Consider the following 25,320-nt stretch of genomic DNA (forward strand, 5'->3'; position numbering starts at 1 on the left):
CCCTATTTTGATTCAGTGACAACTTTTTCTTCTTTTTTATCTTTATTTAATGTACCAACAAATTGATTGATTAATTTATAATAAGCATTCGCCATCATCCAAATACTTTCTTCTTCATTTTCAAAGAATTCAATGTTAAATCCATCCAATTTATTATTTAATGCTTTAATATAATCTTTAAGTACAGCAGAACCTCCACCAACAAAGTAGCAGATTTCAGATTGAGAGTTTTTCGCCCATGTATTTCTTAAAAAGCGATACTCCTTCTTAGCTAATTCTAATAAAATGTGGTCTGTTATATCATTGACATTCGTTCTGCTACCTCTTACCATAATATGGTTGCGGTCGTTTTTTCGAGTAATAATATCTACTACATCACTACGGCTATCTAGTTCCACACCATGGCGAGAGCGAATTTCCTCACGAATTTGTTCTAATGATTCAGAAACCCCTAAGTTATAACCTTGGGCCTTATCATCATCGACATTACGGTTTTTAATGACTGCAATATCTGTTGATAACCCACCAATATCTTGGATTAAAATTTGCTTATCTAATAATTCTTTGTTAATTACCTTCAAATCATTATCCATAACAAGGTTTACATAAGCAGCGAAACCTTCTGGATAAACTTTAACATCTTCAAATTTTAAATTTATCTTCTTACCTTGATGCTTCGGTGTTACTAAAAACTCAACCTGATGAACAGAGCTTAATAATTGAGAACGATAACCTACATCTTTACCTTCTTTTACCTCTCTTAACGGAAGCCCGGTTCCTAACATGTAGTTAGCTTCTATAACACCGTTTCTCTCCCTGAAATCATCCGATTCAACCGCATCTAATGCTAATGCAGCAAATAACATTACTAAGGTTTGGTCTTCTTCTGATTTACTACTTCCTGGGTCAAGTTCTTGAGAATTGGTAGTCTTAGCTGCTAGATTACCAACACGGTAGATAACATTATTTTCTTCTAATGCTGGTGAGTGAACACGAATATGTATGTTATCTAATACTTCCTTCTTATCTAGTTCTTCTATACCAATAACAGGTCGATCTTCTAAATCAGGAGCAATAATGTTAGGAATGTACAACTGATTTTCTAACTTCCCAAACAATCCTTTCAAAGCATCGTTACCTACATCAACTGCAGCGATTCTAGATTTTATCATAGTAAAACTCCCTTCAAAAAACTACTTACTATAATAGAATAATAGTTTTTTTTCCATTTGACAATCCAACTTTTGAAGTATTCTTTTTTGTGTACATGTAATCTCTTGCGCAAACACCATCAAATCAACATGTACACTCATTTATTTACATGTAATCATTTATTGTAAACAAAAGTACTATAGACGTAAACATGTATTCATTTTTGTAAACATGATATTTCAACCCCTCCCCTACCAAAAAAAGGGGGCCGCTATATCCTTCTAGCTACATAAAAAAGCCATGCTATTTTCGAACATGACTTTGTATAAAGCGAACTTCTAATCCGACGATATCTATCATCGTCTTTCTTTTCTCAATAAAGGATCTATCTTAGAGAGAGTACTCCAAAAGTGATAAAAGATAATAGAAGAAAAACAAGTTTTTTTATAGTAGGAAATATGCTTTGAAAACCAGAGCTGACCAGTAGCTTCATTGGATAAGACAATCTCGCTACCCTCCCCTACCAAATACAACAGTGAAACATCAATCGGTACTGCCAAATATGTAAAGAATCTTACTTTTGATTAAGAAAAAAGAAGAAATGCTTGATAGTTCCAAACAATAACTGATTCTCAACGAAGATAAGCTGCAAAGAGAAGAGGAATTGGATGGATGCTACACCATTATGACGAGTAAACATCAGTATCCGATAAACGAATTGTTGAACTATGCAGATGGTCAGTGGAGGAGTGAGCAATCCTTTAAAGTCACAAAAAGTGATTTAGAAAGCAGATCAGTCTATCTTTCCAGACAAGAACACATCGCAGTCCTTTTCCTCACCAAATTACTTAGTTCAAAAAGCATTGATAATATATTTGCATTTTTCGTGTCTTTTAACTATATATAATTCAAACACATATTTTGAAATTTTATTAAGGGAACAGGAGATGTCAATTATGAATAAACTAATCTCAACCATAGTTTCGGCTATCATTTTAGGGATAATATATTACCTGTTTACCCCTATACTCTCTGATGCTTTATTCGTCACTTTCGGCGCACTAATTGTATTAACACTTAGAGAAATAATAGTTTCATATTTCAACAAATGAACAAAGGCGCAAGCGCCCGTTTAGCGACGTACGGACTGGACTGAGCCGCAGGAGATAAAGGAAACACGACGAACGGAGTGAGTCGATGTTGACTTATCGTACGGAGGTGAAGGAAGTCTCGCTAGTCGCTGGGCGCTGGAGCCGGACGTGGCCCTCCCTATGACAAGATTTAATAAGCTACTTTTTTATACTATCTTATCTTTAGAAAAAATAACCAACCTTATTAGATGGTTATTTTAATTTAAATCACAAATACGTTGAGTACATACCGATCAGACCTTTACGGGCAGTTGATCTCCCACCTACCTTCTTTGTTCCCCCAGAAGATAGAGTAGGGATAAACTAATTAACAGTATACGGTAGTTTTGAAATAATCTAATTTGTCTCTTTTGTCATTGTGAGAATTTTGGAGCGACCTCTAAAAAAGGTATTCGGTTACAGCCATTCTTGATTGTCTCAGAGTAGTTTTATGCAACTAAATATAGGAAAACTATTGTCGGTTTGACTTTTATGATGAAGTGTTTTCCTATGTTAAGAAAAAATCGGGGATAGATTTGGGCCAAAAAAGAGTGATTTTCACTACAACCTTCCGACAAACAGAAGCAGCCAAGTATCCAATAACCATATGGATGCTTGGCTGCTTTTACTTCATTGCAAAAATCAAAGTACATATACTCATTCGCGCAAATGCTGAAACACCAATATGTACACGTATTTGAATACTTGTATTCATAATTTGTAAACAAAACTACTATAAGTGTAAACATGTATACATATTCGCAAACACCACATTTTACCCCTCCCCTACCAGAAGGGAATCTTCTATATCCTCTTAGCCACATAAAAAATAAGCCGCGCTATTCTCTAGCACGACTTATGCATTATACTACTTTTGATTTTTTCATTTGTTTACTTCTTAATTGTCCGCATGCTGCATCAATATCAGCACCGTTTTCCCAACGTACACCGCATTGGATACCATGTTCCTTCAATATTTCAAAGAACTGCTGGATGGAGTTAGAGTCACTACGTTGATATTGAATATGCTCATCTACCGTATTGTAAGGAATTAAGTTAACATAGGCTAAATGACGGTGGTCTTTTAGTAACTTAGCAAGCTGTATAGCTTCTTCTTTATGGTCATTGACGTCTTTAAGCATAATATATTCATACGTAATTCGGCGATTTTTCTTCTCTAGATAATACTTAATTGCTGGCATTAACTTTTCTAATGGAAATGCCTTATTAATCTTCATAATACTAGTACGTAATTCGTTATTAGGTGCATGTAGGGAAACAGCAAGATTCACTTGAATATCTGTATCAGCAAATTCATAAATCTTATGAGCTAGACCACTTGTAGATACCGTAATATGTCTAGCACCAATATTTAACCCACGATCATCATTCACTACATATAAGAAATTCATTAAGTTCTTGAAGTTATCTAAAGGCTCCCCTATTCCCATAACTACGATATGACTAACGCGCTCTTCTTTTCCTTGTTCGTCTAGGTGTTTCTGTACATTCATGATTTGTTCTACAATTTCGCCACTAGTTAAATCACGGCTCTTTCTTAATAAACCACTTGCACAAAATGAGCAACCAATGTTACATCCTACCTGTGTCGTAACACAAACAGATAAACCATAACTAAAACGCATAAGGACTGTTTCAATTAAATTTCCGTCTGTAAGTCTAAACAAGAACTTTTTCGTACCATCTTTAGATTCCTGTCTAATTTCCTCATCTAGTGTGTGCAATACAAAATTATCTTCTAACAATTCTATCGTTTGCTTGTTCACGTTTTTCATTTCATTAAAGTTATTCACACGCTTTTTATATAGCCAATCCCATACTTGATTAGCTCTAAAGCGTTTCTCACCATGCTCCATTAGCCAATCTTCTAATTCATGAAAAGTTAGCCCATATATGGATGTTTTGTTCACGATAAACCCTCATTTCGATTCATTAAAGTCCTACCATACATCATACTCCATGTGGTATAAGGAAATCAAATTGAAAATAGTGGATATTATGGGGAACTCTATTGTATATTTTACAATACATGAGTCTAATGAAATACTTGAAGGAATACAAGGTTTAATTCATAATTAAAGATAATACTAATAGATAAAGTAGGTATATGAAATATGAGTAAAATACGAAGAAACGATCCATGTCCCTGTGGGAGTGGTAAAAAATACAAAAAATGTTGTGGCGCTTCTAATGTAATTGCTTTTAGCCCAGACCTTTATAATATAGAATTAGATAAATTACATACAGAACTTATAAACTTTACTAAATTTAAACACCAGGATGCTTTTATCGAGGCTGTTAGCGACTTCCATCAACCCTTTATTAAAGAAGATGATGAACGATCAGATATTTATATTAAGAGTATTTCATTATGGACTGTCTTTAATGTACCGTTTATAGAAAATAAACAAACCCCTTTTAATGCCTTCTATGAAAAGTATAAGTCTAATATAAAATACAAAAAGGTAGTAGAAACATTTTCGAAATGGGATCAATATAAACCAGGCGTTTTCGAAATCATGTCGAAAAGCGAACAGGAAAACAAGATAACTTTACGCAATGTTGTTTCTAATGAATTATTCCATATCGCCTATAGAAACGCAGAAATGCTAAATGAAGGTAACCTTGCTGTCGGTATACTAGTTCCATATGTTCAGAAATATGAATTCTTCTCCACGATGGTTCTACTTGGAGATGCTAAGAAGAATCAAGTAATCGATATCGCATCCCGATATACGAAAAAATACGGTTCCCTCGTTCAACATTATCCCGATTTTCTAGCGGAAATTCTTACGTTGGATGAACAAGAGGAAGATGAGAAGTTGGAGTGGGATAATCCCTTGCATGAACATGTTGTACAAGAGTTTACCAATCACATGCGGATGAAAAACATCGAGGGAAAATATACAAGCATCGGAGAACAACTATGGAACGTCTATTGCAAAAATGAAAACCCTAATTTTAAAAAGGCAGCAGGGTATGCTGGAGCATTAGATTACCTCGTTCAAAATCTAATTCTAGAAAATGAAGTTACTCAAAGTGAAGTCGCAAAAGAATACGAAACATCAGCTACAACCATCTCATCTAATTTCAGAAAGCTTAAGACTGCTTTAGATGAAGAGATTCAACAAGTTATAAAGGAACTTAAATAGCCAAATCGATGGGCTACTGTAAACATATGAAGTAAATAACAGCAAATATCGCAACACCTTAAGGGCCTGATAAATATTGATTTATCAGGCCTTTAAACTTTAGTCAAGCCTTTCTTAAGCTAAAAATTGGACTCTACCAGAGGAAGTCTTTATCATTGCTTATTAAGAAAACACTTATTGAGGTGAATAGAATGAGCATACATGCAAGAGCAAGAAAGTTTAATGATATACCATTATCTATTCTAGATTTAGCACCAATTGTGGAAGGAAGCACAGCGGCAGATTCCTTTAAAGAAAGTGTAGAACTTGCACAACATGCTGAAAAATGGGGATATAATCGTTATTGGCTAGCAGAACATCATAATATGCCTGGAATTGCAAGCTCCGCTACTTCTATTCTAATTGGTCATATTGCGGAAAAGACAAATTATATGCGTATTGGTTCAGGTGGAGTGATGCTACCTAACCATGCAACCATCGTGGTGGCAGAACAATTTGGAACATTAGAATCCTTGTATCCAGGACGTATCGACCTAGGTTTAGGACGAGCACCAGGGACAGACCAGGCAACTGCTTACGCATTACGTAGAACGTTAAATATGCGGCCTGAAGAGTTTCCAATGCAGGTAAATGAATTACAAGACTACTTTAAAGAAGAACCAATATCAAGGGTACGAGCTATCCCTGGACAAGGCTTGAATATCCCTATTTGGCTACTAGGTTCTAGCGATTTTAGTGCAAGACTAGCGGCTGAAAAAGGGCTGTATTTCTCATTCGCAAGCCATTTCGCACCAGCTTATTTACTCCAAGCGCTTAAGTTATATCGCGATAACTTTAAACCGTCTGAAACGTTAGAAAAACCACATGCAATGATTGGCGTTAATGTTATTGCAGCTGAAACAGATGAAAAGGCACAGTATTTAGCTTCCTCTCATCAAATGCAATTTTTAAATATTCGTAAAGGGATCAGTTCCAAACTGCAGCCACCAGTTAAGAATATGGATGATGTTTGGTCTCCTCTTGAAAAGGCAGCTGTGGAAGAATCACTTGATCCGAATACAACGATTATTGGTAGTCCTGAGACAGTAAAAAGAAAGCTTGAAAGAATCCAAGAAGTAACACAAGCAGATGAGTTAATTATTAGCTCACAAATCTATCATCTTGAAGATCGCTTACGTTCTTATGAAATTATATCGGAACTAATGGATTAAAAATAACCGTGGCCAGTAAAAAGGCCACGGTATTTTTTAATCGACTAAGGCTTTCTAAAGCAACTTCCACCATCTTACCGTCCTATCCTTGTGCAATCCATGTTCCGTTCAAGTTCAACATTCATCATACATCTCTGGTCTCCGGCTTGAAAAAATTGGGACGTTTTGTCGTATTTCAGGTACGGATTCCAATGAAACTGATTCAACGATGGTTTCTTCTGTCTCCCCACTACCAACTTGCAGCTGATTCCCCCATGGGTCTATTACCATAGAAGTGCCGGCGAAGTCCTCGCCATCATAAGAGCCAACACTGTTACATGACACAACATAAAATTGATTTTCAATCGCCCTTGCTATCTGAAGTGCTTTCCAATGTTCTTTGCGAGCTGTTGGCCATTCCGCAACAACGTATAAAATTTGTGCACCTTGTAGTGCCAAACTTCTTGCCAATTCCGGAAATCTTAAGTCATAACAAATAATAAGTCCCATTTTTATACCATCTAATTCAAATACTTTTGCCTTCTTCTGACCACCAGTTAAATATTTAGGCTCATCTAACATAGGGACAAGGTGGATCTTATCGTAAGTATAAACTACCTCTCCTTGGCGATTAAGAGCGATACTCGTATTGTAGAACTTTCCATCCTTTTTATTTGCTAAAGAACCACCAATAATATTGATTTGATAGGTTTTTGCTAATTCTTTTAGAAAAGATGTGGTTGGTTCACCGTCTATGTCAGCTAACACATCCAATTCAGGAAGAGTATATGCCGTCGTCCACATTTCTGGTAGAACAATAGTGTCCGGTTTCTCTTTCTTCACTGTTTCTTTTACCCAATTTTTAACCTTTTGTCTGTTTTCTTCCGGTTTCCCAGCTACAACATTCATCTGATAAATGGCATGTTTCATTACCATTGCCTCCCCCAATTTTTGTGAGTAAACTTATGCAGTATTTATTTCTAAACTTTCCTGTCTGCGAAAAGATTACTTAAACCATCCTTTTTCCTTAAAGCGCGATATTGCCTCTATTCGATTGCTTACATTCAATTTATCTAGAATAACCGAGATATAATTACGTACGGTGCCCGTTGTTAAGAACAACTGATTGGCAATTTCTTTCGTGTTTTTACCATCTGCAATTAACTTGATAACTTGCTCCTCTCTTTCCGTCAAAGGATTCTCTTCTTCATAGACCATATCCACTAACTCAGGTGCATATACTTTTCTCCCACTCATGATAGTCCGTATCGAATTTGCTAGTTCTTCACTAGGACTATCTTTTAATAAATAACCATTGACTTTCGCCTTTCTAGCACGATCGAAATAACCGGAACGGGCAAACGTTGTTAGAATAATTACTTTACAAGGATCATCCACTAATTGTTCAGCTGCATCTAATCCACTCATAACAGGCATTTCTATATCCATAATACATATGTCTGGTTGATACTGCTTGACGAACTTCAAGGCTTCCTCCCCATTTTTCGCCTTTCCTACTACTTCCATATCTTCTTCTAAATCAAGAAGAGCACCAAGAGCGCCAAGCATCATTCCTTGATCTTCAGCAATGACAATACGAATCATACTACCCCTCCCGTTTGATTTGGTCCGGTTATTTTTGGTACTTGAACGGTAATTAACGTGCCTTCAAATGCTTCCGCTTTCAAATCTCCGTTCACAAATTCTAATCTTTCACTCATTCCACGTAACCCATTCCCAACTGACCACTCAGGGTTCGTGATTCCAATTCCATTATCCCATACTGTAATGGATATTTCACTTTCCGATTGTAGAATAGAAATTTTACAAACAGATGCTTTACTATGTTTTACAACATTTGTAACTGCTTCCTTTAAACACATACTTAGAACATTTTCTACTAATAAAGGTGTATCTAAAAGCCGAGTACTTCCATTAATAATACAATCAATTTGCGCAGCCTTTAATACTTGTTGAATATGTACCATCTCGTCCTCCAGTTTAACAGCTCTCATCGTAGAAACTATGTCTCTTACTTCCTTTAATGCTGTCCTAGCTGTTTGGTGGATGTCATTTAATTCATTTGTTGCTTTATCCGGATCCCGATAAATTAATTTCCCCGCAAGATCACTTTTTAAGCCGATAAGAGAGAGTTTCTGACCTAATGTATCATGTAAGTCCCGTGCAATACGTTGGCGCTCCTCCGCTACTAGTAATTCAGAAATACGCTCATTGGCATCTTGCAAATCACTTTCCAACTTTTCTCTTTTATTACGGTTATACATATTAAATGGTAGTAAGATAACACCAATAATACTTACAATAACAAAAGGAAGTTGCGTTAGGTACGTTGCACTATCCACGATGAACCCAAGGATAACAGCCCCCGAGGTAGTAACTACATGTACAATATATAACGTGATAAAACCTGCCCTTTGTTGAATATTACCGATAAAAAAGGCTAGAAATAAGGAAAAATAAACATATCCAAAATAAATGGTCATGACGAAACTAATCGCCATTTGGACACCTACAGATACGTAAACAGTCCAACCTTTTTTAATAAATGCCAAGCGATACGTAGCGAAAAATAAAACAACCATAAAAAGCCCGATTGAAATTTCCATCCACCTGAATGTCCGGAAAATAAAATAGAATGGTAGGACACAGAAAATGATCCATGCGTATAGACTTAGTCCCGTATTTTTAGGAAAAAGATGATACCAATTTTGCATATAAACCTCCGTTCAAAGACCCATTCTTTCATTTTTAAATAAGTATATCAGATTAGTGAAAGATACGCGTAGCAATCTATGAAAGGAACCCTTTACACTAATTTGTAAAGGGTTCATTTTATTACTCTTCCTGGAACTTTGCTGTGTTTACTTTTAATGATACTCTTGAATTCTTTTTCTTTTGCATTGCTTTATATTCTTTAAAACTTACGAATGTTCGACTTGCTTGATCATAAAGACGGAAGCGAATCGATTGTAGGCTTGTTTTTAATGTTATGGTTGTTGCTTTTTGTAATGGCGGAGTAGATTCATGCGCTTTTTCCAGTTGGTAATTCGGAACTCTCGGACTTAAATGATGCACATGGTGAAATCCTATATTTCCTGTTAACCATTGCAAGACTTTTGGAAGTTTATAATATGAGCTTCCATCAACAGCAGCTTTTACATAATCCCATTCTTCCTCATTCTCAAAATAGGAATCTTCAAATTGATGCTGTACATAAAACAACCAAACACCAAGTGAACCGGCAATAAATATAATCGGTAGTTGCACCATTAATAATGCTTGCCACCCGATTAGCCAAATCAATAAGGCATAAATAGCAATAAGTGAGACATTAATTAAATAGGTATTCCAACGTTCCTTGCGTTTTGCACCTTTACGATTAAAACGGTTGGAAATGAGGAAAAGATAAAAAGGACCTAATCCAAACATAATTAGGGGGTTGCGATACAATCGGTAACCTAATCTCCCCCAAAAAGATGCTTCTGTGTACTCATCCACTGTCATGACCCAAACATCACCTGTTCCACGTTTATCTAAGTTACTACTAGTAGCATGGTGAATGGAATGATCCCGTTTCCACTTTTCAAAAGCAAAATGAGTAATAATCCCCGTAATCGTTCCCAGTATACGATTCGCTTTACCACTTTTGAAAAAGGACATATGCGTACAGTCATGGAAAATGATAAAGATCCGGACAACAAATCCCGCTGCAACAATCGAAAAAGGCAGGCTTAACCAAAATGAGATAGATAGACTTTGATATGCCAAAAACCAAAGTAAGAAAAACGGTACAAACGAATTAACAATCTGGATAATACTAATTTTCGCATCAGATGTTGCAAATGGAGCAACACTTTTTCTTAATTGTGCTTGCTTTTGTTTGCTCATTTTTTCCTCCTAAGAACAGTACTAATAAAGTTACTATTAGTTTAAAAGAAACGAGCAAGTAATATAAGTCATAAACGTCAAGAAAACAATATGACAAATGTCATATTAAGAGTTAAAAAGGGATAGTCACCCATATTAAATTGATCGCAAAAATGTCGTAACCCTATTGGATTACGACAAATTATTCAAGGTAAGCTAAATCAAACCTTAGCCTAACAATAATTGTTCTAAATCTAATGGAAGAATGTACTCTCCATCTTTATAAACCCTCATATTTCCACCAGATATTTCATCTATTAAAATGATTTCATTCGCTTTATTTCTACCAAATTCTAACTTAATATCATAAAGTTCCATACCTTTTTTAGCTAATTCCTCTTTCACGACCAAAGAAATATCTTTCGTTAAGCCTTTAAGAACTTCATATTCCTCTTTCGTTAAAATACCTAGCATGTCTAATGCATCTTTACTAATCGGTGGATCTTGACGTTCGTCGTCCTTAATCGTAACTTCAACGAATGCATCAAGGGGTTGCCCTTCTTCTACATATGCCTCGTATCTTCTTAAGAAACTTCCGACAGCACGGAAACGACAAATAACTTCTAGTCCATTGCCAAATACAGTAGCTGGTGCAACCTTCATTTCTTGTTTTTCAATATCCGCATCTATATAATGAGTTGGAATATTTCTTTCTTTTAGTTTTTCAAAGAAAAATTGTGTTAATGTTAATCCTGCCTTACCAGCACCTTCCATGGATAGCCCTACTGAATTTGCACCGGGGTCAAAAACGCCACCCTCACCTGTAACATCATCTTTAAACTTTAATAAATAATGTCCATCTTCTAGTTCAAATACATCTTTCGTTTTACCAGTGTATACATGCTTCATCTGCAGCACCTCTTTGGTAGAAATTTTTATCATATGGTTATTATGGCATATTCCGAACAAACTGTCACTTCATCTTCAGCACTTTTTCGTTATTCCCTTAGGATAATATACTTTTCGCATTAAATGTACGGTTTTTCCTGTAACCATATATTCAACAAGATTATTAACAGTATTTTCTGTATAATAGGTAATACTGGGGGTGGAGAAATGGATATAAACCAAATTATACAAAAGCTTAAAAATAGAGAGCCCTCTATTTTGGGAGAGGAACACTTTTTTAAATCCTCTGTACTACTTCCTCTTATTGAAATAAATCATGAATCACATATATTATTCGAGGTAAGATCCATGAATTTACGGAGACAGCCAGGTGATATATGTTTTCCAGGCGGCAGGATTGATGAAGAGGACCAGACACCTATGCATTGTGCGGTTAGAGAGACAACAGAGGAATTGGGTATCAAGAACACGGATATAGTTGACGTTTTTCCATTGGATTATGTTGTCGCCGATATGGGGCGTATCATTTACCCATATGTTGGCCGAATTAAAAACCCCGAGGAAATTGTTCCAAATAAGGATGAGGTCGGAGAGGTATTTACGATTCCTTTAGACTATTTACTAGAGAATGAACCAGACGTATATAAAGTACATTTTGAAGTTAAGCCAGCTGATGACTTCCCATTTGATTTAATTATTGGTGGAGAGAACTACCAATGGCAGATGAGGCATATGAATGAAATGTTTTATCAATATGATGGGAGAGTCGTTTGGGGGTTAACTGCAAAGATACTTTATCATTTTATAAGTTTGGTAAAATGTTAAAACGAGCATCTTTTTATCAGATGCTCGTTTTACAGTTTCATTAAAACTTAATTTCCACAGGCAATACCGCTTTAACTTCCTGCAGGTATTTCTGTTCTTCATCTTCACTCATCCAAATGTGTACGATCCCGCTATCCTCACTCGTACGAATTAGCCTACCAATACCTTGTCTTAAGCGTAGTAACATGTATGGTAAATCTACTTCCTTTTCAGGATCTTTTGCATGTTTCCTTTTCGCTTTAAAAACAGGGTCATTTGGTGGGAACGGAAGAGAGGAAATGATCACTTGTGTAAGTGACTTTCCAGGAACATCAAGACCTTCCCATAAATGATACGAACATAGTACAGCTGTCTCATCTACTTGGAATCGCCTTACCATTTCACTTATTTCTTGATCTCCTTCGAAAAGGATCGTGAAAGGTATATCCCTGTTATGGATAAAACGGCGGAATTCATCCATTTCCTCTCTTGAAGAAAACAATAATAATGAACCGCCATTATTTTCAATGATGGACGAAATCATTTTATCCCACTTATCGTCCCTATTTACAGACCCAAAAATTTGCATTTGTCTTTCATAATCAAATGGCGATGCCACGGAAAAAGAGTCCACGTTTTCTATGCCAAGACTCTTGGCGATGTAAGAAAAATCCCCTTGATGAGAAAGGGTGGCAGATGAAAATACAAACGGAATCTTTTGTGTGAATACCTCTTTTTTAAGTACATCTTCCACAAGGCGCGGCATAATGACAAGACTTATCGTATCTTGAATTTCCTCTAACCAATAAATGCCCTCATCATCTCTTGAAATCGTACTTAACCCGTTGGAGAAGAACTCCAAAAACTCTTCAATAATCTTGATGTAGTAATCATCGATTGTAAATAATTCCGAATCGAAGACAAGCTCTTCCAATAATTGATTGACCTTAGCATCAAGCTTTTTAATATCTTCAAGGATTTCTTTCGTTAAAGTGATCTCCTGCCTATTAGAACCCTCCACAACATGGGCTGTGTCGGCTAACTTATCGAATAGGATATCATTGTCCATTAAGATATCTTCCACTAATAATAGGGATTCCTCGCGTACATCTTGCCCTATATATCCTGTCAACACTTTTGTAATCGTGTCGAGGTTATATCGGTACGTTAATCCTTTTTGAGCTGCGAATTCTAATAAATGACCTTCATCAAAAATAACAGAACTAGCCTCAGGTAAAAGTGGCAACTGCCCTTCACGTTTTCGGGATTCCTTTGTCCAAATATGCTCCATATAAAAGTCATGTGAACAAATGATAATATCGCTAGCATGTCGGTAATATTCCCTATTCAACGTCTGACCACTGCGGTGTCTCCACTCACAAGTAGGGCATTGTTGCAATGGGTCCCAGGCAATTTTCTCCCAGGTCTCATCCGAAACCCAAGGATATTCCTTCCGATCCCCATATCGTTCAAAGGTTTTTACTTTGGACTTCGAATCGAAAACAAATTCCGGAATAGCATCATATACCTTCATGATGTCCTCGTCATCAGTATTGTCTATCAATGCATCTAGTTTTCGCACACAAACATATTGTTCCCGTGACTTTGCCAACCTTACATCGACATTAATTCCTAATGCTTTTTCCAGCTTTTCTATATCTCCGCCTTTTTTCACAAGCTGTTCTATTAATGTTTCATCCGCACAAGAGATGATGGCCGGTCTTCCCATATAACGTGCATAACAAATCGCATAGATAAGATAAACAAATGTTTTCCCTGTACCAACACCTGCTTCAGCAAAGATAGCTCTCTTATTCTTAAAAGCTTGCTCTAGTTGAAATGCCATATATATTTGTTCATCTCGAAGTTCATAGCCTTGTTCTGGGAGAATGTCATAAAATACGTCCCCAACATAATCACCCAGTCTTTCAAAGAAATTCTCCGTTTTCGAAACGGTAAACGGTAGCGATTGGTTTTTACTCATTATGTACTCCTTTATTCCAACATTCTTTTTTCATTGTAAAGAATACGTTTCGAGATAGCAATTGCTAGCATTTAAATAACGATCATTAAAATAACTAGAATGAAAAAGTATATAGTGGCACCATTATTTTCTTCAAAAAGAGACTGATCCTCTCTCCCCCAAGAGAAAATCAGTCTCTAATATTCCGTATTATAATTAAACCCCTTTTAAATGATTACAAAGCCTTATATTTGAGCTTTTAATGGCATCTTCATCGTTCCGTGCTCTTTAAAGCTTAGATGCCATGAGAATGCTTTTTCCAGCACATGTGGGGTCTGCCCACCCCGTTCTAGTGCTTCATTGTAATATTCCCAGAGCTGTTCACGATACATAGGATGCGCGCAATTTTCAATAATTAGTGGTACACGTTCCCTTGGTGCAAGCCCTCTTAAATCTGCATATCCTTGTTCCGTAACAACAACATCTACATCATGTTCGGTATGGTCGACATGTGATACATAAGGTACGATACTAGATATATCGCCACCCTTTGCGATTGATTTAGTTACAAAAATTCCTAATCTCGAGTTTCTAGCAAAATCCCCTGATCCACCGATACCATTCATCATCCTCGTCCCACTAACATGCGTTGAATTAACATTTCCGTAAATATCAAATTCCAACGCCGTATTAATAGCAATCAACCCGAGTCTACGGATAATTTCTGGATGATTGGAAATCTCTTGTGGACGTAAGATTAACTTATCACGATATTTCTCGAATTCACCAAATACCTGTTTCATTTTATCCTCGGATAATGTTAAGGAACAGGCTGATGCAAAGTTTACCTTTCCTGCATCAATGAGGTCGAAAACAGCATCTTGCAGAACTTCAGAATAAACAACTAAATCATGAAACTCTGAATCAATCATTCCGTGAAGAACCGCATTAGCTACAGACCCAATACCAGATTGTAATGGCATAAGACTTTCTGATAGTCTTCCAGCTTTCACTTCTTCCCGTAAGAAGTCTAATAAGTGACCCGCAATCATTTGTGTTTCTTCATCAGGTGCAACGATAGTAGATGGTGAATCTAATTGGTGAGTAAATACAATCCCTTTCACCTTATCCATATCAAGTGGAATCCCCATTGTTCCAATTCGTTGATTAGGTTGGGTTAAAGGGATTGGTTCCCTATCCCCTTGTTGATTCGGACTGTATAAATCATGTATTCCTTCTAACTCTACTGGCTGTGCTGTATTAATTTCGATAATAATGTTATCAGCAAATTCAGCAAACGCTTGTGAATTCCCAATGGACGTACTAGGAATAAGCAATCCATCCTCTGTAACCATAATCGCTTCTAAAATAGCGTAATCAATTGAATCAATTGCGCCTGCCCTAAGTAATTCTGAAGTATGGGATAAATGCTGATCTACAAAGAAGTGCTCCCCAGTATTAATTTTATTTCTCATAACAGGTTCAGCTTGAAAGGGTAATCGTTTGTTTACGATTCCAGCTTCGGCAAACATCTTATCAATGTTAGATCCTAATGAAGCGCCTGTATACACATTTACTTTAAACCGCTCTCCTGCTTCTGCCCTATTCACGAGCGCGGTTGGTACAGCTTTCGCATCACCTGCACGTGTAAAACCACTTAACCCCAATGTCATTCCATCTTCAATCCAAGTTGCCGCCTCTTCCGCTGTAACAACTCGATTAACTAACTGCGGGGCTTTAATCCTTTGAATTTTCTCCTGCATCCTCATCCCCCCACATATTATGGTCAACACCATTATAAGCGCTTACATATCCATTTAGGGGAAAACAGGATAAAACAAGAAATATAGGTCTAAATCATTATACTAACGGAATAATCCAGCATTTTTCCGTTTAGAACAATCGGCATTTGCCAATCCTTTAGGCAAATGCCTTAGTTGCTATATGCTGTTTTATGAAAAGGAAAATTAGAACCCCAATAGCTTTCTAAAATAACTGGAGTAGGATTGACTTACAGGTATTTTGGCACCATTACCCATTTCCAGAAAAAAGGTAGAATGTGTATCCGGATAAATGTGCTTGATATGATTTACGTTCACGACAAATGAACGGTGACAGCGTATAAAGTGTTTACGAGGCAAAAGATATTCAAATTCTTGCAACGTATTGGAATGAGTCCCTTCATATTCCTTTGAGTAGATATGTGTTTTTCGATCTTTTGTTTCTATGTATTGGACCATTTCAAATGGGACGGGTTTCCATCCATCACTTGTTTTCATAGTTACGACAGATTTACCTTCCGTATAAGCCGGATAAATCGCTAATACACAGCCAACTAACTCCGTATCCTGATGAAAAGGAACAGCCATTCCATGATATGGGATCCCATAAACCTCTCGATTGATAAATTCAGAAACCTTTTGTTTGGAAGATATTGCTTTATAGGCAATCGTTCCTTCCTTGATGGGGTCACCAGGTTTAATTTTCAAATCAATACGCTTACTCCTGCGGTAATAAATATATTCCTTTGTATTTGTTACTGCTATCGATATTTCATCAGAAAAAAGCTCCCCTATGACATCTAACAAAGTAGGGAAATTTAATTTCTCCATAATAACCTCCTGAAAAATGGAAAATATTAATTAAGAGTTGTATTTATATATGCATTCATAGTATAGCATGACCTTGATTTATTAGGGATATCGTTATTTTTAAGTCCTTAATAAAGTGACACTATATCAAAATTTTGTTAATCTATTAAATGGAACATAGTGCGATAACAACATTGGGGGTAGGAAAATGAAAAGGCTAGTTATTTTAGGTGGGGGCTATGGCGGTATTAAAGTATTAAATGGTTTATTAGATCATCAATTGCCAATAGATTTACAAATCTATGTTGTGGATCGTAATCCATTTAGATCACTAAAAACTGAATTTTATGCCATCGCTGCTGGTACTTCTGCTGAAACAGACGTACGTGTAAGTTTTCCAGAAGATGATCGTGTTACCTATCTTTTCCGAGAGGTATCCAAAATAGATATAGAAAATCAGCAAATTATTTTTGATGATGAAGATGAAAATCTCCCGTTTGATTATTTAGTCATCGGCTTAGGTTGTGAAGACAACTATCATGGGGTTCCTGGGGCTGAGGAATTTACCAAAAGTGTTCAAACCTTTGCAAAAGCATGTGACGCAGGGCTACAAGTCGCCAATTTAAAACCTTATGGAAAAGTTTCTGTAATTGGTGCTGGACTTAGTGGAATCGAGGTTGCATCAGAAATAAGAGAAAGTAGACCAGATTTAAATATTAAACTGTTAGATCGTGGACCAACCGTACTAAAAGCATTTGATTCTAAAATACAAGAATACGTTGAAAAATGGTTTATTGAAAATAATGTGGACGTGGTCCATCACTCCAATGTAGAATATGTTGAAAAAGATGGGGTTTGTAATAACGGGGTATGCTATCTTAACGATGTAACCATTTGGACGGCAGGAGTACGACCAAATTATTTAGTTAGAGAACTTCCTTTTGAAAAGGATAAACATGAGAAAATAAAGACGAATGAATTTTACCAAGTACCAACACAGCCTAATGTATATGTGTTGGGGGATTGTGTAGCGTCCGAACATTCACCAAGTGCACAATTGGCAATGCAACAAGGTGAACAAATTGCGGAGATTTTACTTGCGGTGCTCCACGATAAGGAACCGAAAAAGCCAAAACGAATTAAACTAAAAGGAACATTAGGTTCACTAGGTAAATCAGATGGATTTGGAAATATGATGACCTACCCAATGATTGGCTTTTTACCTAGATTAGCGAAGTCGGGTGTACTTTGGTTGAGTAAACGACATTAATTGTAAGCATTCATACTATTCCCGTATGGTGTGTAAAACATATTACTTATACCCAAAATAACAAAAACTCGTAATAACTTAATTACAAAGGCTTGGTTCATTTTTAGAACCAAGCCTTGCTTTCTTTCTAAATACCTTTGACACCTTCAACAATCTAAAAGTTCTTTTCCAACTATCTTATCAAGTACATTTCAATTGGGTTTTTACTTCAATTTGTCCCTGATAGCTGTTGTCACGGACTTTTCCTTGGGTTTTTTGCTTCATTTTGTCCCTGATGGCCGTTGTCACGGATATTCCCCTAGGTTTTTTGCTGCGTTTTGTCCTTGATTAAACTTTTCAACTATCGCATAAAATATCATTAAGGCGTCAAAAATAGCAGGTACAAATTCTATTCGAATTGCCCTGCTATTTCTATTGTTATTTAGTCGTATTTTATGCTTGAATAATAGTTTCTTTATCCTCTATCCATTCTTTGTTTTCCTTTAGATATGCGGATGCTTTTTCGATTTGTTCTTCTACTCTATTCTTCGCTGTCCCACCTGCCACATTACGAGCATTCACAACAGTTTCGGGAGTAAGTGCATTGAAAATATCTTCTTCAATTAAATTTGAGAAAGATTGGAATTCTTCTAGAGATAAATCCAGTAAATATTGTCCTTGATTGATACAGTGAAGCACAACTTGCCCTACAACTGCATGAGATTCTCTAAATGGCATCCCCTTTCCAACTAGATAATCTGCTAAATCAGTAGCATTGGAAAAGTCTTCTTTCACTGCTTGATGCATATTTTCCTTCTTTACTTGCATGGATTCTATCATCGGAGCAAATAAAGCTAAAGCACCTTTTAATGTTTCGACTGTATCAAACATGCCTTCTTTATCCTCTTGCATGTCTTTATTGTACGCTAGTGGGAGTCCTTTTAAAGTTGTCAGCATTCCCATTAGGTGACCATATACGCGCCCTGTTTTTCCACGAACAAGCTCTGCTACATCGGGATTTTTCTTCTGTGGCATCATACTACTTCCTGTTGTAAACTCATCATCCAATTCTATAAAGTTAAACTCTGCACTAGACCATTGGACCATTTCCTCACAAAGTCTAGATAGATGGGTGGAGATAAGCGATGCATTTGCTAAAAATTCGACAACAAAGTCACGATCGCTAACTGCATCTAAGCTATTTTCACAAATACCATCAAATCCTAATCTTTCCACAACAAACTCTCTGTCTATCGGAAAAGTTGTTCCTGCCAAAGCACCTGCTCCAAGTGGGGATTTGTTTACACGTTTAAAACTATCCTGTAGGCGCTCTACATCACGTTGAAACATAAATACATAGGCGCTCATATGATGTCCAAATAAAACAGGTTGCGCACGCTGTAAATGCGTGTACCCAGGCATAACGGTATCAAGATTTGCCTTAGCTTGATTTAAAAGCGACTCTTGCACCTTTCCAAGAAGACTTATTAAATCAACAAGTGCAACGCGCAAGTACAAGCGCATATCTAAGGCCACTTGGTCATTTCGACTTCGTCCAGTATGTAGTTTACCACCTACTGGGCCTACTTCTTCGATTAAAAGCTTTTCAACGTTCATATGAATATCTTCGCTTTCAGCAGATAATTCCGCTTCTCCACTTTCAATCTTAGCAGCTACCTTCTTTAAACCTTCTGTTATCTTATCCGCGTCCTCTTTAGAGATAATCCCACATACGTTCAACATTTCTACATGAGCGAGGCTTCCTTGGATATCATACTTTGCTAATTTCTTATCAAAGTAAATCGATGCAGTATATTCATCAACTAATTCATTTGTTGGCTTTGTGAATCGTCCGCCCCATAGTTTCACGGCTTAACAGCTTCCTTTACTTCTAGTTTCACTTTTTCAGTTGAGTTAAATTTTGAACCTGCTTTGTTCACAGATGCATGAACTTTTGTTGGAAGTCCCCAAAGTTTAATGAATCCTAATGCAGCTTCATGGTCGAAAGAATCTTCTTTATTGTATGTTGCTAGGTCAAAATCATATAGAGAATTAGCTGATTCACGACCGACAACTTGTGCTTGCCCTTTATACAATTTAATTTTAACCGTACCAGATACAAATTCTTGAGTTTCTTTAATGAAAGCTTGTAATGCGGAAGTTAATGGCGAATACCATAGCCCATAATATACTGCTTGAGCTAATTTTTGTTCTACCATTGGTTTGAACTCCGCAACTTCTCTTGGTAATGTTAAAGCTTCTAGTTCTTGGTGTGCTGCAATTAGAGTCATTGCTGCAGGTGCTTCATAAATTTCACGTGATTTAATACCGACTAAACGATTTTCCACATGATCAATACGTCCTACCCCATGTTTTCCTGCCATATCATTTAATTCCAAAATTAATTGGTCTAATGGTAGAGCTTTTCCATCTAAAGAAATAGGTTTACCCTTTTCAAACGTAATTTGAACAACTTGGGCTTCATTCGGGGCATCCACTGGGTCTTGAGTTAATTCAAAAGCTTCTGCTGGTGGCTCAGCCCATGGATCTTCTAACACTCCACATTCATTACTACGTCCCCATAGATTTTGGTCAATACTAAATGGATTATCTAAATCAATTGGAATTGGAATATTATGTGCTTTTGCATATTCAATTTCCTCTTCACGAGACATAGACCAGTCACGTACAGGTGCCACAATCTTTAATTCTGGGTTTAATGCTGTAAAGGAAACATCGAAACGAACTTGGTCATTTCCTTTCCCTGTACAACCGTGTGCAACTGCTACCGCGCCTTCCTCTTCAGCAATATCAACTAAAATTTTTGCAATTAACGGACGAGACAATGCAGAAATTAATGGATATTTTCCTTCATATAATAAATTTGCTTGTAAGGAAGGTAATACATATTCCTCTGCATATAAAGCCTTTGCATCTACCACATAAGATTTTATCGCACCTACATCAATTGCTTTTTTCTTAGTAAATTCTAAATCCTTTCCTTCCCCGACGTCTAGAGCAACCGCAATGACATCATAGTTATATTTATCCTGTAACCATTTAATTGCAACAGAAGTATCAAGTCCACCTGAGTAAGCTAATACAATTTTATCCTTCATGAAAATTTCCCCTCTCGAATATGTCCTATTAATGAATTATTATGCATCATAATGCATAATAATTCAAGTGGTTTTTTGAAATTTTTTATTTATTTTTTGTTTTGGGTAAATTAGTGGATTGGCCATGTGATTGGAAGGATATCTACCGGAGTCATTTCCTTAAAGTAGATCAACTAAAAATGAACTAACATTAAAAAAGCGAACAATCCTTTCAAAAGGACTGTTCGCTTTTTAATTTTGGCTATAAACGTTTGAATGCTTCTTCAATCGTGCTTTCGCCTGACATTAAACCAATTGTCTTTTTAAATGTATTTTCCTCATCTAAAGATTGTACAACAGCTCTTGCAACATCTTCACGTGGAATAGATCCCTTATCGATGTCATTTCCGGCCTGCACTTTTCCAGTCCCGGGTTCATTTAATAAACGACCTGGGCCAAAAATAGTATAGTTTAAATTACTTTCCGTTAAAATACGATCTGCATAATGTTTGGCAACCATGTACGGTTTAATTGGGCTATCTTTCCACGATTCACGATCAAATGCGCGGAATGCACTAACCATGACATAACGATTTGCACCAACCTTTTCTGCTGCTTCCATTGATTTCACCGCTCCATCAAGGTCAACAAGCAACGTTTTGTCCGGCCCTGTTTTACCGCCTGATCCAGCTGAGAATATTACTGCGTCACTTCCTTGCATTGCCTCAGCTAATTCGTCTACACTTCCTTCTAAGTTAGCAACGATTGCATCTACACCAGATTTCCTAAGTGCATTTGCTTGTTCTTCGCTACGAACCATTGCTTTTAATGTATGTTGATTACTATCTTGAAGTAGTTTTACGATATGTTTTCCAATTTGCCCATTTGATCCAATCAGAAATACTTTCATTTTAAATTGATTTCTCCCTTCATTCTTGGATAACTACATTGTTTCAAAGTATGTGGGGGAAATCAAAAGAATTGCTTAAAATAAAATATTAGTATTTATCGAAATTCAGCCGGTATCTCAAACAAATCAATTCCCCATACAACGGGTAGATAAAAATAGACTACTAATACAACCAAAACAAGGGTAAAGTTATTTAACCAAAATCCGTTTTTAACCATTTCTGTTATGGTTAATTTCCCTGTACCATACATAATGGCATTTGGTGGCGTTCCTACTGGTAGCATAAATGAACAGTTAGCCGCCATTGCACAAGGTACCATTAATGCATACGGATGTAAGTTTAAAGCAAGTGCCAGTGATGCTACTACTGGTATGATCATTGTTGCTGTAGCCGTGTTTGAAGTAATCTCTGTTAGAAGTAAAATAACTAGTGTTGAGATAAAAATTACAAGGAGAATGTTCATTCCTTCTAGTCCTGCCAACTGTTGCCCAATCCATTCTGAAAGCCCTGACGACGTAAATCCTGCAGCAATGGCAAGACCTCCACCAAATAATATAAGAATGCCCCACGGAATATCTTTAGAGTCTTTCCACTCCATTATTTTACTTCCTTCTTCCCGTTTCGCCGGAATTAAGAAAAGCAATACGGTTGCCATCATCGCAATGATACCATCACTAATACCAGGGAACTCAACGATATTTTCCCAAATAAATGTCCGTGTAATCCACATAAACGCTGCAAAGGCAAACACAAACGCTACAGCTTTTTCCTCGTAAGAAATTTTACCAAGGGATTTCCGTTCCTTATAAATCTGTTCCTTTCCACCTGGTAATTCACGAAAGTTTATTTTATATACAACTTTCGTAAGATAAAGCCATAATAATGGAATTAAAAGAATAACAAGTGGGACACCTACTGCCATCCAGCCAGCAAAGGATATTTCTGTATCAAACATTTGACCTACTGTTCCCGCAAGAATACTGAGGGGTGGTGTTCCAATCAATGTCCCAAGACCCCCAATGGTTGCAGCATAGCCAATACCAAATATGACCGACTTCTCAAATTTCGGTATATCACTCGCATATTTCCCTTCTTTCAAGGAACTTGATGCCTGTTGAACAATTGCCAATCCCATTGGAATTAGCATCATGGTAGCTGCCGTATTCGAAACCCACATCGACAAGAAGGCGGTTGAAACCATGAAACCTAATACAATTCGTTGTGGGCTTGTACCAATTATAGAAATAATCGATAATGCCATTCGCTTATGCAGGTTCCATTTCTCCATAGCTGTTGCAATAAAAAATCCGCCTAAGAATAAGAAAATAATATCATTTCCATATGATGAAACAACGGTATTTCCATCCAATGCCCCGGTCATTGGTAATAAAATAATAGGAATTAGCGAGCTTACCGGAATTGGAATTGGCTCCGTAATCCACCAAGTAGCCACCCACAATGTGACAGCAAGAACAGATCTTGCCTCAGGACTTAAACCCTCCGGATGAAAAAACAATAATGTTAATAAAAACAATAAAGGCCCTAAGATCAAACCTACCTTTTGAGCAGGTTTATAGGCCGGTTTCTTATTATGTCCCTTTTTATTTCCCTTTCCCGAAATAGAAGATCCATTTTCCTTTTGCCCCTTAGAAGTTTGAGATTCTTCAACATTTCTTAATTGAGAAAAGGTCAATAAACGTTTTGTATTCTCATGTGACTGCCAAAGCCACCCCCAAAAAGCACCTATACTTTTTTGTACCATAATTCCTTCCTCCCCCTGTAATTCTTGTCAGCGTTTACATATTATTTTAGATTAAATCAAACCAAATGTGAACCCTTAAAATTATTTAAACAGTTTCGTAACAGATTCACATGGTTTTTATTTAAAATCTCCCATCCCACTATCATATCATGAACTACAATGAAAGTAAGCCCCCCTAAAGTGAAGCAGACTTTTTTAATCTGTTTATCCTAAGGGGGGCATTATGTTTATTTACCTTCTATTAAAATCAACCATCTCATTACTTCCATCCAATAAAAGCATCGTTTCACTAGGCTTTGTTTCAGCAATGATTTTACCATTACGAATAGAGTAACGAACTTTTGCTTGTTTGCGGATGGTATCATATTCACTCTCTGCATCTAGGATGATGAAGTTAGCTGGCTTCCCTTCTTCGATACCATAGTTGTCTTCAATATTTAATGTTTTTGCACTGTTTTTTGTAATAAGATCAATCGAATCTACAATTTGCTCATAACCCATTAATTGCGCTGCATGGATGCCCATATGAAGTACTTGTAGCATATTGCCTGTGCCAAGTGGATACCATGGATCAAAAATATCATCCTGTCCAAAACATACATTCATTCCCGCTTCTAGTAGTTCTTTTACTCTCGTTAATCCTCTTCGTTTCGGATAGGTGTCGAACCGTCCTTGAAGATGAATATTAACAAGTGGATTCGATACAAAGTTAATTTCGGACATCTTTAAAATACGGAATAATTTAGATGCATAAGCATTATTATAGGAACCCATAGCTGTTGTATGGCTTGCAGTAACACGGGAACCCATTCCTCGTTCGTAAGCCTCTTTCGCTACCACTTCAACAAATCTTGATTGTTCATCATCAATTTCATCACAATGAATATCCACTAATACATTATATTTTTCTGCTAAATCAAAGGCTGTCTTCATTGATTGAACGCCATACTCACGGGTAAATTCATAATGTGGAATTCCCCCAACAACATCTGCACCCATTTTAAGTGCTTCTTCCACTAATTCCGCTCCATTAGGGAAAGATTGGATACCTTCTTGCGGAAAGGCAACAAGCTGTAAGTCAACATAATCTTTCATTTCTTCCTTCACTTCAAGCAATGCTTCAAGTGCAATTAACTTAGGGTCTGTGACATCTACATGAGTACGTACATGCTGAATACCTTGGGCAACTTGCCACTTTAAAGCTGTTTTAGATCTATACTTAACATCTTCTTTTGTTAATGATTTCTTACGCTCTGACCATCTTTCAATTCCTTCAAACAATGTTCCGCTAAGATTCCATTCCGGTTCACCGGCTGTAAGCGTCGAATCTAGATGAATATGCGGTTCAATAAAAGGAGGAAGAACCAATGCTCCATTAACATCGATTACCTCATGCCCTCCCATATCCACTTGTGTAGAAACTTCTTCAATTTTTCCGTCTTTCACAACGATACTATATAGCTCATCTTTTCCTCTTAATTTCGCATTTTTAATAATCAT

19 protein-coding genes are annotated in these 25,320 nt (G+C 36.7%); 4 read left to right on the top strand and 15 right to left on the bottom strand.

Going from position 1 to position 25,320, the window contains the following annotated elements:
* Positions 1 to 2: 2 nt before the first annotated feature.
* Both ACFQ18_RS11200 and rlmN read right to left on the bottom strand, forming a co-directional pair.
* Positions 3 to 1,172 carry a ParM/StbA family protein gene (locus tag ACFQ18_RS11200; protein ID WP_060668109.1) on the bottom strand — a complete coding sequence of 390 codons (1,170 nt, stop codon included), beginning with the start codon at positions 1,170 to 1,172 and terminating at the stop codon, positions 3 to 5.
* Between the two features lie 1,973 nt (positions 1,173 to 3,145).
* Positions 3,146 to 4,213 carry a 23S rRNA (adenine(2503)-C(2))-methyltransferase RlmN gene (gene rlmN, locus ACFQ18_RS11205; RefSeq protein WP_060668107.1) on the bottom strand — a complete coding sequence of 356 codons (1,068 nt, stop codon included), beginning with the start codon at positions 4,211 to 4,213 and terminating at the stop codon, positions 3,146 to 3,148.
* A gap of 204 nt (positions 4,214 to 4,417) precedes the next feature.
* On the opposite strand from rlmN, the gene ACFQ18_RS11210 reads away from it, so the two are divergent.
* A complete protein-coding gene (locus tag ACFQ18_RS11210) occupies positions 4,418 to 5,455 on the top strand; it encodes an SEC-C metal-binding domain-containing protein (RefSeq protein ID WP_047185166.1) in 1,038 nt (345 codons plus the stop codon).
* Between the two features lie 191 nt (positions 5,456 to 5,646).
* Positions 5,647 to 6,666, top strand: coding sequence for an LLM class flavin-dependent oxidoreductase (locus ACFQ18_RS11215; RefSeq protein WP_204798398.1), 1,020 nt, complete (start codon positions 5,647 to 5,649; stop codon positions 6,664 to 6,666).
* A gap of 114 nt (positions 6,667 to 6,780) precedes the next feature.
* Here ACFQ18_RS11215 and ACFQ18_RS11220 read toward each other — a convergent pair whose 3' ends face one another.
* From ACFQ18_RS11220 to ACFQ18_RS11240, 5 genes are all read right to left on the bottom strand, one after another.
* Positions 6,781 to 7,575, bottom strand: coding sequence for a carbon-nitrogen family hydrolase (locus ACFQ18_RS11220; RefSeq protein ID WP_204798383.1), 795 nt, complete (start codon positions 7,573 to 7,575; stop codon positions 6,781 to 6,783).
* Positions 7,576 to 7,650: 75 nt separating this feature from the next.
* Positions 7,651 to 8,250 (bottom strand): response regulator transcription factor, encoded by a 600-nt coding sequence (locus ACFQ18_RS11225; RefSeq protein WP_047185168.1) that lies wholly within the window; start codon positions 8,248 to 8,250, stop codon positions 7,651 to 7,653.
* Positions 8,247 to 9,380, bottom strand: a complete 1,134-nt coding sequence (locus ACFQ18_RS11230) for a sensor histidine kinase (RefSeq protein WP_204798384.1) — start codon at positions 9,378 to 9,380, stop codon at positions 8,247 to 8,249. Before ACFQ18_RS11230 ends, ACFQ18_RS11225 begins: the two co-directional genes overlap by 4 nt.
* A gap of 121 nt (positions 9,381 to 9,501) precedes the next feature.
* A complete protein-coding gene (locus ACFQ18_RS11235; RefSeq protein WP_204798385.1) occupies positions 9,502 to 10,554 on the bottom strand; it encodes a fatty acid desaturase in 1,053 nt (350 codons plus the stop codon).
* 207 nt (positions 10,555 to 10,761) lie between these two features.
* Complete coding sequence (locus tag ACFQ18_RS11240; RefSeq protein ID WP_204798386.1) at positions 10,762 to 11,442, bottom strand: phosphoribosylaminoimidazolesuccinocarboxamide synthase; 681 nt, start codon at positions 11,440 to 11,442, stop codon at positions 10,762 to 10,764.
* Positions 11,443 to 11,649: 207 nt separating this feature from the next.
* On the opposite strand from ACFQ18_RS11240, the gene ACFQ18_RS11245 reads away from it, so the two are divergent.
* Positions 11,650 to 12,267: an NUDIX hydrolase gene (locus ACFQ18_RS11245; protein ID WP_204798387.1), complete on the top strand. Its 618-nt coding sequence runs from the start codon at positions 11,650 to 11,652 to the stop codon at positions 12,265 to 12,267.
* 40 nt (positions 12,268 to 12,307) lie between these two features.
* Here the strand turns inward: ACFQ18_RS11245 and ACFQ18_RS11250 are convergent, their stop codons facing one another.
* The 3 genes from ACFQ18_RS11250 to ACFQ18_RS11260 all read right to left on the bottom strand — a co-directional run bounded on the left by ACFQ18_RS11250 (position 12,308) and on the right by ACFQ18_RS11260 (position 16,821).
* Entirely contained in the window at positions 12,308 to 14,230 is a 1,923-nt protein-coding gene (locus ACFQ18_RS11250; protein ID WP_204798388.1) for an ATP-dependent DNA helicase, read from the bottom strand.
* 224 nt (positions 14,231 to 14,454) lie between these two features.
* On the bottom strand, positions 14,455 to 15,972 hold the full coding sequence (locus tag ACFQ18_RS11255) for an acetyl-CoA hydrolase/transferase family protein (protein ID WP_204798389.1): 1,518 nt from the start codon (positions 15,970 to 15,972) through the stop codon (positions 14,455 to 14,457).
* A gap of 204 nt (positions 15,973 to 16,176) precedes the next feature.
* Positions 16,177 to 16,821, bottom strand: a complete 645-nt coding sequence (locus tag ACFQ18_RS11260) for a LytTR family DNA-binding domain-containing protein (RefSeq protein ID WP_047185178.1) — start codon at positions 16,819 to 16,821, stop codon at positions 16,177 to 16,179.
* Between the two features lie 187 nt (positions 16,822 to 17,008).
* Here ACFQ18_RS11260 and ACFQ18_RS11265 point away from each other — a divergent pair, with 187 nt between their 5' ends.
* Positions 17,009 to 18,070 (top strand): NAD(P)/FAD-dependent oxidoreductase, encoded by a 1,062-nt coding sequence (locus tag ACFQ18_RS11265; protein ID WP_204798390.1) that lies wholly within the window; start codon positions 17,009 to 17,011, stop codon positions 18,068 to 18,070.
* 432 nt (positions 18,071 to 18,502) lie between these two features.
* On the opposite strand, the gene argH is transcribed toward ACFQ18_RS11265, so the two are convergent.
* From argH to codA, 5 genes are all read right to left on the bottom strand, one after another.
* Positions 18,503 to 19,918, bottom strand: a complete 1,416-nt coding sequence (gene argH / locus ACFQ18_RS11270; RefSeq protein ID WP_204798391.1) for an argininosuccinate lyase — start codon at positions 19,916 to 19,918, stop codon at positions 18,503 to 18,505.
* Positions 19,915 to 21,168 (bottom strand): argininosuccinate synthase, encoded by a 1,254-nt coding sequence (locus ACFQ18_RS11275; protein ID WP_047185181.1) that lies wholly within the window; start codon positions 21,166 to 21,168, stop codon positions 19,915 to 19,917. Before ACFQ18_RS11275 ends, argH begins: the two co-directional genes overlap by 4 nt.
* Positions 21,169 to 21,409: 241 nt before the next feature.
* Entirely contained in the window at positions 21,410 to 22,057 is a 648-nt protein-coding gene (locus tag ACFQ18_RS11280; RefSeq protein ID WP_204798392.1) for an SDR family oxidoreductase, read from the bottom strand.
* Positions 22,058 to 22,152: 95 nt separating this feature from the next.
* Positions 22,153 to 23,820 carry an SLC13 family permease gene (locus ACFQ18_RS11285; RefSeq protein WP_204798393.1) on the bottom strand — a complete coding sequence of 556 codons (1,668 nt, stop codon included), beginning with the start codon at positions 23,818 to 23,820 and terminating at the stop codon, positions 22,153 to 22,155.
* A 231-nt stretch (positions 23,821 to 24,051) separates the two neighbouring features.
* Positions 24,052 to 25,320 (bottom strand): cytosine deaminase, encoded by a 1,269-nt coding sequence (gene codA / locus ACFQ18_RS11290; protein ID WP_047185187.1) that lies wholly within the window; start codon positions 25,318 to 25,320, stop codon positions 24,052 to 24,054.

Origin of the sequence: Oceanobacillus caeni (assembly GCF_042678465.1) — a bacterium.
Classification (GTDB): Bacteria; Bacillota; Bacilli; order Bacillales; family Amphibacillaceae; genus Oceanobacillus; species Oceanobacillus caeni.